Consider the following 2,705-nt stretch of genomic DNA (forward strand, 5'->3'; position numbering starts at 1 on the left):
GGTGGGACGGGGGCCGGTGCCGATGCCGTCGTGGCCCATCCGGCCGGGTCCCCCGCGGTGCGCTGTCTGACCAGCGGGCGCGCCTGGCGCGCGGGTCGGCTCGGGCCGGACGCCGCGGACTGGAGCGCGGACCTGCCCCCGGTGGGCGCCGGGACGGGGCCGCCCAGCGTGCTGGTCGTACCCGTGCGGGCGCGCGGCGCCACCCTGGGAGTGACCACGTTCCTGCGCCGCTCCACGCAGGAGCCCTTCGACGAGGACGATGTCACGCTGGCCGAGGATCTCGTCTCGCGCGCCGCGGTCTGCGTGGACAACGCCCGCCGTTACACCCGCGAGCGCGACGCCGCCCTGGTGCTCCAGCGCAGCCTGCTGCCGCACCGGCTGCCCGAGCAGGAGGCGGTCGAGGTGGCCGCCTGTTACCGGCCGGCGGACGTACTGACGGGTCTGGGCGGCGACTGGTACGACCTCATCCCGCTCTCCGGAGCGCGGGTGGCCCTCGTCGTGGGCGAGGTACAGGGGCACGGCATCGACGCCGCCGCGGCCATGGGGCGGTTGCGCACCGCCGTCCGCACCCTCGCCGCCCTGGAGCTGCCGCCCGACGAGGTCCTCGCCCACCTCGACGACCTGGTGTCCCGCACGGCCGACGAGGACGCGGGAGGAGCGGAGGCCGGGGACCGGGACGGGGACGAAGACGGAGATGGGAACGGGAACGGGAACGGAGACGGGGACGGGGAGCCGGCGCGGGTCGTGGGGGCGGGGTGTCTCTATGTGGTGTACGACCCGTCGACGGGCGGTGCGCGATGGCCGCCGCGGGGCATCCCGCCCCGGCGGTCGTCCTGCCCGACGGCACGATCACGTTCGTCGACCTGCCGCAGGGACCGCCGCTCGGCGCGGGCGGACCGCCGTTCGAGTCGGCCGAGCTGCTCCTGCCGGAGGGCAGCACGCTGGCGCTGCACACGGACGGGTTGCTGTCCCAGGGCGAGCAGTGGACGCCGGACGCCGGACGGGAGCGGCTGGTGCGGGCCCTGACCGCACGGGCGGACTCCCTCGACCTGCGCTGCCGTACCGTGGTCGACGTGCTGGTCCCGGACCGCCCGCACGACGACGTGGCCCTGCTGATGGCCCGCACCAGACGCCTGTCCCCGGACCGGGTCGCGCAGTGGGAACTGCCCGCCGATCCGGCCGCGGTCGCCGAGGCCCGCAAGGCCGCGGCCCGCCTGCTCGCGGAGTGGGACCTGGCGGAGCTGTCGTTCACCACCGAGCTGGTCGTCAGCGAGCTGGTCACCAACGCCATCCGGTACGCCACCGGCCCGATCCGGCTGCGTCTGATCCGCGAGCGCACCCTGGTCTGCGAGGTGCACGACGGCGGCGCCACGACCCCGCACGTGCGCCATCCCCGCACCACCGACGAGGGCGGGCGCGGTCTGTTGCTGGTCTCGCAGGTCACCCGGCGCTGGGGCACACGGTTCGTGCCCGAAGGGAAGATCATCTGGGCCGAGCAGTCACTCACCGACCCCGAGGTCTGACGCCTCCTCCGCCGCAGAGCATACGAAAATGTCGCAATACCGGCAGATGGGGCACGGTCATGGACGACTCGGCGATCGACTACGCGGCGGTGTTCCAGGCACTGCCCGGCATGGTGGCCCTGCTCACCCCGGCCCTGGTGTACGCCGATGTCAACGAGGAGTTCCTGCGGGTGTCGGGGCGCCGGCGCGATCAGGTGGTCGGCCGGCACCTCTTCGAGGTCTTCCCCGACAACCCGGAAGACTCCGGCGCCAACGGCGTGCGCAACCTCGAGGCCTCGCTGCGCCGGGTGGCGGCCACCGGCGAACGCGACACGATGGCCCTTCAGCGCTACGACGTGGAGTCCCCGGAAAGGCCCGGGGAGTGGGAGGAACGGTACTGGAGTCCCGTCAACGCGCCCGTGCGCGGCAGGGACGGCTCGGTGGTGCTGCTGGTGCACCGCGTCGAGGAGGTCACCGAGCTGCTCCGGGCCCGCGGCGCCGACGCGAACGACCGGGCCGGCAAGGGCCGTACGGGCAACACCGGGACCGACGACGGCCGTACAGGCAACACCGGAACCGACGACGGCCGTACGGGCAAGGCCAGGACGGACAGCGGCCGGACCGGGAGCCGGGCCCGTGTGCTGGAGGCCGAGCTGTACACCCGCGCGCGTGAACTCCAGGAACTCAACGAGCGCCTACGGCTGGCGCACGCCCGCGAGCGCGAGGTGGCCCTGGCCCTCCAGGAAGCGATGCTGCCCGCCCGCCGGCAGGTCGGGCACCACCGGGTGGCGGTGCGCTACCGCCCCGCGGCCGGCTCGCTCAACGTGTGCGGCGACTGGTACGACCTCGTCGACCTGGTCGGCGGCAACCGGATCGGGGTGTCGGTGGGCGATGTCGTCGGACACGGCCTGGCGGCCGCGGGCGTGATGGGCCAGCTGCGCAGCGCGCTCAGCGCCGCCTCCCGGGTCGCGGCGGGTCCCGCCCAGGCTCTGGACGTGCTGGGCCGTTACGCCCACGTCGTGGACGGCGCCGAGTCGGCGACGGCGGTGACGACGTTCATCGACTGCGACCGCCACACCGTCACCTACAGCAGCGCGGGCCATCCGCCGCCGGTGCTGGTGCACCCCGACGGCCGCGTGGAGTTCCTGGACCGGGCCACCGATCCCCCGCTCGACGCCGCCGCCCCCGACCTGTCGGACACGG

1 protein-coding gene and 1 pseudogene are annotated in these 2,705 nt (G+C 74.5%); both read left to right on the forward strand.

The window, feature by feature from the left end:
- Positions 1-83: 83 nt before the first annotated feature.
- A pseudogene (locus BM536_RS43705) lies at positions 84-1,523 on the forward strand (SpoIIE family protein phosphatase); the annotation flags it as partial.
- Between the two features lie 59 nt (positions 1,524-1,582).
- Positions 1,583-2,705, forward strand: a 1,123-nt coding sequence (locus BM536_RS41550; RefSeq protein WP_170109993.1) for a PP2C family protein-serine/threonine phosphatase, incomplete at its 3' end; no start/stop codon positions are given.

The sequence above is a fragment of the Streptomyces phaeoluteigriseus genome, assembly GCF_001896135.2.
Classification (GTDB): domain Bacteria; phylum Actinomycetota; class Actinomycetes; order Streptomycetales; family Streptomycetaceae; genus Streptomyces; species Streptomyces phaeoluteigriseus.